The 7,382-nt window shown below is 31.0% G+C and carries 6 protein-coding genes; all 6 read right to left on the reverse strand.

Translation table 11 applies throughout. The features are described 5' to 3' along the window. Positions 1–142: 142 nt before the first annotated feature. The 6 genes from HMPREF2782_RS02760 to HMPREF2782_RS02785 all read right to left on the reverse strand — a co-directional run bounded on the left by HMPREF2782_RS02760 (position 143) and on the right by HMPREF2782_RS02785 (position 7,201). Positions 143–1,612 carry an ABC transporter ATP-binding protein gene (locus tag HMPREF2782_RS02760; protein WP_070640705.1) on the reverse strand — a complete coding sequence of 490 codons (1,470 nt, stop codon included), beginning with the start codon at positions 1,610–1,612 and terminating at the stop codon, positions 143–145. A 2-nt stretch (positions 1,613–1,614) separates the two neighbouring features. Next, on the reverse strand, positions 1,615–2,349 hold the full coding sequence (locus tag HMPREF2782_RS02765) for an energy-coupling factor transporter transmembrane component T (protein WP_070640708.1): 735 nt from the start codon (positions 2,347–2,349) through the stop codon (positions 1,615–1,617). Further along, a complete protein-coding gene (locus tag HMPREF2782_RS02770) occupies positions 2,349–2,930 on the reverse strand; it encodes an MptD family putative ECF transporter S component (protein ID WP_000715596.1) in 582 nt (193 codons plus the stop codon). The genes HMPREF2782_RS02765 and HMPREF2782_RS02770 overlap by 1 nt, the downstream gene beginning before the upstream one ends. A gap of 81 nt (positions 2,931–3,011) precedes the next feature. Beyond that, entirely contained in the window at positions 3,012–4,745 is a 1,734-nt protein-coding gene (locus HMPREF2782_RS02775; protein ID WP_070640710.1) for an ABC transporter ATP-binding protein, read from the reverse strand. Beyond that, positions 4,739–6,484, reverse strand: a complete 1,746-nt coding sequence (locus HMPREF2782_RS02780; protein ID WP_070640712.1) for an ABC transporter ATP-binding protein — start codon at positions 6,482–6,484, stop codon at positions 4,739–4,741. Before HMPREF2782_RS02780 ends, HMPREF2782_RS02775 begins: the two co-directional genes overlap by 7 nt. Positions 6,485–6,577: 93 nt before the next feature. Next, a complete protein-coding gene (locus tag HMPREF2782_RS02785) occupies positions 6,578–7,201 on the reverse strand; it encodes a TetR/AcrR family transcriptional regulator (protein ID WP_010815642.1) in 624 nt (207 codons plus the stop codon). Positions 7,202–7,382: the final 181 nt, after the last annotated feature.

A 7,382-nucleotide genomic window follows, 5' to 3' on the forward strand; every position in this document is an offset into this window, starting at 1 on the left:
AGACCTATTACTATCATTCCTATTACAGCAGGGACAGATAATTGAAAAAGTAAATCTATGGGTCTTTTTGTTAATAATTGTTCTTTCATATCTTGTTTCATAAAATTACCTCCTTTTTTCGTCCATATTTTTTAAGCAAATTTTAAGTTTGATTGAAGAATTCCCTAATTTTTTCCATATTCTTTTCATCTTTAATACCATGCCATTTGACTTTTCCATTCTCCATAAACATAAAATAATCACAACAACATTCTACTAATTCCGGATCATGTGTGATAATAAAAATAGTTTTTCCGTCCTCTTTAAGCCTTATCATTTCATTAGAAACTTCTTTCATATTCTTAAAATCCAAACCACTTGTAGGTTCATCCAAAATCAGAATTGTTCTATCAGAAGCGATAGCACTTGCAATTGCAACTCTTTGTTTTTGCCCTCCGGATAATGACATTGGATGGCAATCTATAAAATCCATTAAATTTAACTTTTTACATATTTCATCGATCTTTTCCTCTTTATTCTCATCGTTCTCTATACTCAAAAGAATTTCTTCTTTAACTGATTCGGTAAATAATTGGTGATTAACATCCTGCATCACCATAAAACATTTTTTTAGCCTTTCTCTTGTATCATAACTTTCTGTTTGTATATTTAAAGTTCCTTTTGCTTTTTCTTCAACTCCACATAAGCATTTTGAAAAAGTTGATTTTCCAGAACCATTATTTCCTAAAACAGCCACAATAGATTTTTGAGGTAATACAGCATCATTAATTTCAAAAAACGGCTCTTTTCCATAACTAAACATAAAATTCTTAATCTCTATTAGTTCCTTAGATTCTATATTTTTTATACGGCTATTGGTATCAATAGGGTGTATGCTCCTTAACCCCATATTATTTAAAATGCTGTTAGGTAATTTCTTGAACTCAACACAAGAAAATTCTTTGTTAATTTTTCCATCTTTCATATATATAAATCTATCTGCAATATCTATTAAATATTGTAGTCTATGCTCTGCAATAACCACAGTGGACTTTTTTTCTTTCCATTTTTTTATGATATCTTTTAACATTTTTATAGTTTGTATATCTAAATTAGAAGATGGCTCATCTAATACATAGATTTCAGGCTCCATAACAGCAGCAGAAGCAGAAGCACAAGCAATTTTTTGTTTTTCTCCTCCTGACATAGAAAACAAGCTCTTATCAAGCAAATCTTTTATATTTAATTCTTTTGTTACCTTGCCAATTCTTCTACAAATTTCTTCTCTTGAAATCCCAAAATTTTCACAGGCGAATGCAATTTCGCTTGTTGAATCTACATTGAAAAATTGAGTTCTTGGATTTTGAAATACTGATCCTACATATTGACTCAATTCATTAATAGAATTTTTAGAAATTTCATTTTCATTTACAATAACGCTACCAGTCAAATTTCCGGAATAATACCCGGGAATTAACCCATTTATCAACCTACTTATTGTAGTTTTTCCGCAACCGGACTCACCACAAAATACAACTACTTCACCAGCATTGATATTTAAATTAATATTATAAATTCCAGCATTCTTATTCCCGCTATCATAAGTAAATGACACGTCTTTAAATTCAATCAATGCTATCCCCTCCTATATAAAAATAGTCCTGTAAAGGCAATTGAAAAGAGTAAAATTAGCAAATCATATATAGTAAACTTTACTTTTACTACAGTAGTTCTATTTTTCAAAGCTCCCAATCCTCTACTTATTGCTGCCGCCGACAATTCATCACCTATTTTTGCAATAGAAACTATTAAAGGTATTGTTACATATTCCAAGTATAAGCTTGGATTTTTCCACGCCTTTTTATTTTTAAAACTAATTCCTCTCATTTTCATAGCAGTCTTAATAGAGTTGTGTTCTTCTTTCAAAGTTGGAATAAACCTGAATGCAACTGCTGTTGGAATAATAAATGCATTGGGAATTTTCCACTTTACCATGGCTGCTATAAACTCGCTCGTTTTTGTGGACATTACAACATAATATCCCAACATAAAAATTGGAAATAGTCTTAAAATTAAGGCATTCAACAATACTGAAATTGTATTTATGAGTGTAGGCAATGTGTACATATCTTTCGTAAAGTGTGCCATAATAGCCAAGGTAAATAGCCCTCCATAAATGAAAGCTATCTTAACTTGTTTATTAGATAATAATAATGCTATTGCCACAATGGCGGATATAAGGCTAACTAAAATATCCTTATATCCGACAGACATTATGGTTGTTATAAATATCATAAATAAAATTTTAGTACGAGGATCTAAGAAAAAGCCCTTTGGTTTATTCGGTTCGTATACCTCATACTCTTCCATTAAATGATACCCGCTCTCTCAAAGTGTTTCTTAAGCATTTTCCTCCCTAAATTTGCACCAATAACTGAGCCGATAAAAATAATTCCAAATGCAGCAATCCCCATCCAAGAAGGCATGTATTTTGCGAGTGCAAGTGCATATTGTTCTCCCATTTGTTGCTTAACACCTTCCATATAGGTATCTGCCATTACCCACATTGGCATTTGACAACCTATCATTCCGCAAGAAAATAGCCAAAATCCAATAACATTCTTTTTAAAACTCTTAAAACCACCTGATTTCATAACCAGATCACTGATAATTCCAAATGGAATATATCCCACTAATGCTAACCATGTATAGCCCATAAAATACCAAAACACACCGATAATAATTGACATAATCGTAACCATGCCAAATTTTTCTACTTTGGTTAAAAACAACATAAATGGAATTCCTGTGACTATAGGAATGAGAAGATAAATAGCTGGGTATAAGATAGGAATTGCATTCATCATCCCTATTACAAAAAACAGAACTAAATAAATAGCTGTATAAATTCCTACATTGATTAGATCTTTAGCTGACAATCCTTTTTTCATTTTTTTTAATCCTCCTTAAATTAAAATAGTATAAATCTACATGAGCTATATTTGAATAATTCTCATATAAATCATTTTCACTTATGACAGTTTCCAATTAACTGCCTTTTGTCGTGCCTCAACAAAATTTTTATAGATACCTTCTGCTTGAATTAGCTCTTCATGTGTGCCTTTTTGATTTATTTTTCCATTTGCTAAAACAAGTATTTGGTTTGCATTTTTTATTGTCTTTAGTCTATGTGCTATCATTATTACTGTTTTATTTCTTGTGAGTTCCTCCATAGCAACCTGCAATTTATCCTCATTTTCAGGGTCTACATTTGCAGTAGCTTCATCGAAAATAATAATAGGTGCATTCTTTATCATTGCTCTTGCAATTGATATTCTTTGTCTTTCTCCACCAGATAAACTTGCACCTCCCTCTCCTATAACTGTTTCATATTGTTCAGGAAGCTTCATAATAAATTCATGACAACACGCTTTCTTTGCAGCTTCTATAACTTCCTCATGTGTAGCATCTGGCTTAGCAAACTTTATATTGTTCTCAATAGTGTCTTGAAATAAATAAACATTTTGAAAAACCATACTAATTTGTCTCATTAATGACTCCAATGAATATTCTTTAATATTATGTTTACCTATGCTGATTTCTCCTTTCTCTACATCCCAAAATCTCGCTATCAAATTGCAAAATGTAGTTTTTCCAGCTCCTGAAGGTCCAACTATAGCTGTCATTTGGTTTTGTGGTATCTTGACAGAAATATCATCAAGGATTTTTTTGCCTGAATAAGAAAACTCTACATTATCAAAAGAAATATCGAAAGTAGTAGGCTTTATGTCTTTTCCATCAATATCCATCTGTGGAAATTTCTCTAACTTCTTTGTTTGCTCAATAGATCCACTAACAACTCTGAGAGAAGTTGTTGCACTTCCTGCCAATTTTATTTGAGAAAAAGCAAGAAAAGAAATTATAATCGTCATAACTGTATTTAAGAATGAGAGTTCTCCATTGATATAAAAGAAAATACCTGCACCTATTATCAAAATGCTAAACAAATCCAAAAGAATATTTTGCAAAATCGTATAAGGTGTAAACAGTTTTTCACAATCAAGATTTATTTTTCTACTATTTTCAATAGCACCTCTGACTTTTTCATCTCCTTTCCCTGTTAAATTGAAGGATTTTATAACAGACATTCCTCCAATTCGTTCTAAAATGCCATCAACTAATTTAGCAGATGCTTTTTGTCTTTTAGGAAGAACACTCCTTGATTTGCTTTCCATTTTTGAGAGAACAAATAAGTACAATAGGCATCCAATTGCAACAATAAAACCTATTCTCCACTCAAATGCTAAAATCATTATTGTAAATATTATCGTGTTTATAAAACCTGATAATGTATTTACCATAACCATTGCGGCGGTATTTTCTACATCTTCTAAAACAGTTGTAGAAATTCCAACCACTTCACCAATATTGTTTTCATTGAAAAATCCCATAGGAATTTTTTTGAGCATTTCTCCTATTGCTACTCTTTTATTTGCCACCATGAAATAACTTGCATGGCATTGCTGTAATTGTGAAAAATAATTTGTAACACTTCTTCCGATTATGCTAATAACAAGAAGTATTAATGCTATCCACGCAGGCATCATGCTCATGTCTTTTTGGGCAATTGCTTTCACTATAAAATAAATAGCACTGATTTGAAACATATGAAAAATCGCAAACAAAAAACTTACCCATATAGAGTGATATACATTTTTCTTTTCATCACCTGAGAAATCTAAAATCTTTTTTAAAGCACTTAACATTTCATCCCACCATCCTTTGTTCCTATATGAGCATTCCACATATTTCGGTATAATTCACAACCTTCCAATAATTCATCATGCTTACCGTATGAAACAAGTTCTCCATTCTCAATTAAGAATATTTGTTCTGCATCTGTTATAGTTGATAACCTATGAGCAATAATAATCACCGTTTTATCTTTTATAAGCTTTGATAAAGCTTGCTTTATAATCACTTCATTTTCAGGATCTATATATGAAGTAGCTTCATCAAGTATTACTATAGGTGCATTTTTGAGCATTGCTCTTGCAATTGATATTCTCTGTCTTTCTCCTCCGGAAACATGACTTCCGCTGCTTCCGACAACCGTATCGTAACCATGTTCCATCTTCATAATAAAATCATGACAGCCCGATTTCCTTGCAATATCTTCAACTTCTTCATCACTTGCACTTAAATTTCCCATTCGGATATTTTCCCTAATACTTTCGTTGAACAAAAAATTATCCTGCGAAACAAAGGCAGTTAAACTATATAATTGCTTTAATGGAATTTCATTAAGATTGTATCCACCAATATTTATATTTCCTTCCGTAATATCCCAATATCCAGCTATTAATTTTGCTAAAGTTGACTTGCCACTTCCACTTGGTCCAACAAAAGCCACTGTTGTCCCTTCTTTTATGTTTAGGGATATTCCATGAAGAATTTCTTTTTCTTCTTCATATCCAAACTTTACATTTTGTAAATCAATATTATATTGCTGGATAGTTACTTCTCTATCAGAATGCTTTTGTTCTTTTCCTTCTAAAATTAAGTTAATAGAATTAGCAATAGTTCCTATCTTAGCAAGACCATCAACAAAATTGATTGTTTCAAGTAAAGGTCCTGCAATACCTAAAGATAGAATAATTACAGATATAAATACTTCTGCACTTAAACTGCCGCTAATGTAGAAATACCAACCAAATGGAAGCACTGTTATCATTGTAGTAGGAGATATATTTTTAGATAAAGATACAGGTAACTGACAGCTCTTCATCCATTCATAAAAGTATCTTGCATTTGCAATGACTTTATCTTTGTACTTTGCGTACGATCTCTTGTCTTGATTAAATGTTTTTATCACTTCTATTCCATTGACATACTCAATAATTGCAGAATTCATTTCTCGATTTACCTTTACAGATCCTTCATATTGAACAGCATAATTTTTCATTACGAGTCCCATAAAAAGCATTCCCACAGGAATGGATACTAATGATAAAAGAGCCATTCTCCAATCAAGAAATAATAAGTAAATAAATATACTCAAAGAACCTAAGAGATTCGATGTCATTTCAGGCAACAGGTGAGCGAGCGGTTTCTCCATACTTTCAACCTGATCCACTATAATCTGCTTAAAGTTTCCGCTTGGAACAGATATTATTTCTCCTAATGGCATCTTTGGAAGTTTTTCAAGCATTCTTAAACGAACATCTTTCAGTACACTAAAAGTTGCTTTATGGGATACAGATAAAGCCATAGAGTATAAAAATGATTTTAAGATGTAGGATAACAATCCTATTCCTAACCATAAAGAATAAATTTTAAAATCCTCATTTCCCTTTAACAATTCAACTAAAATACGACTTGCTGCAATATATGGAATAATCCCTGCAATAACACCGATACTCGCTATAAATACAGATGTTTTTAACTTTGAATGTTCCTTTTTTGCAAGCTCCCACAATATAGCAGCAGGACTTTTTTGTTTCATAATCAACACCTCCAAATGAAATAACTTAATTAGCTAACTTAGTTATCTTTATTTTAAAAAATATAAGGGCGTTTAATACCCTTTCCCTTATATTTAAAAACATCGCAATTTCTCCCATCCATCATAAAAAAACTTCGAAACTATTCTTGTGTTTAACTTTACTTCTTCTTCTGTTTGAGAATGTATTATAATTTCACACAATGCATTAATATAAGCATGGTTTAACAAATGCATTGCATCTTTAGGGACTTCTGATTTTATATTCTTTTTCTTTGAAATGATCTGAAACGCTTTATGTCTGTTTATATCTTCCTTTTCCACAAGAAGCTCTATAAAATTATCATATTTCGTACCATATGATTTATATATTAAAAGATTAAATAAATCTTTTTTGCTAAACATATATAATGCAGATTCAATTGACCCTTCAATGTTAATTTTTGATAAATCTTCTCCACAATTTTTTTCTATGTTTTGAAAAGATTCCTCTTCAAACTTGCTATAAAAACCCAAAAGTTCGTTTGCCAATGGATCAACTAAACTGATAAATAAATCTTCTTTATCATTAAAATGCCTGTAAAAAGCACCCGTTGTAACCCCAGCATCTTTGCAAATTTTTCTTAAATTAGCTCGTTCATAGCCATCATTTAAAAAATTAACTTTACCACTATCCATAATCTTTTTATGTGTTAAATCATAACCAGTAATTTCTGTCATATCCCACTTCCTTTACTAACGGCTAAATTTATAAGTTTGCGGCATATAGATAACTTAGTTATCATTATATACTCTTATCTTATTTTTGTCAATAGGAACAGTAGAAAATCATACTTAATTATGATATAATTACTAATAATTAAATACAGGCTTAACGCTTATAACTTTAATAGACCAACTA

It is taken from the genome of Anaerococcus sp. HMSC068A02 (assembly GCF_001811125.1).
Taxonomy (GTDB): Bacteria; Bacillota; Clostridia; order Tissierellales; family Peptoniphilaceae; genus Anaerococcus; species Anaerococcus vaginalis_C.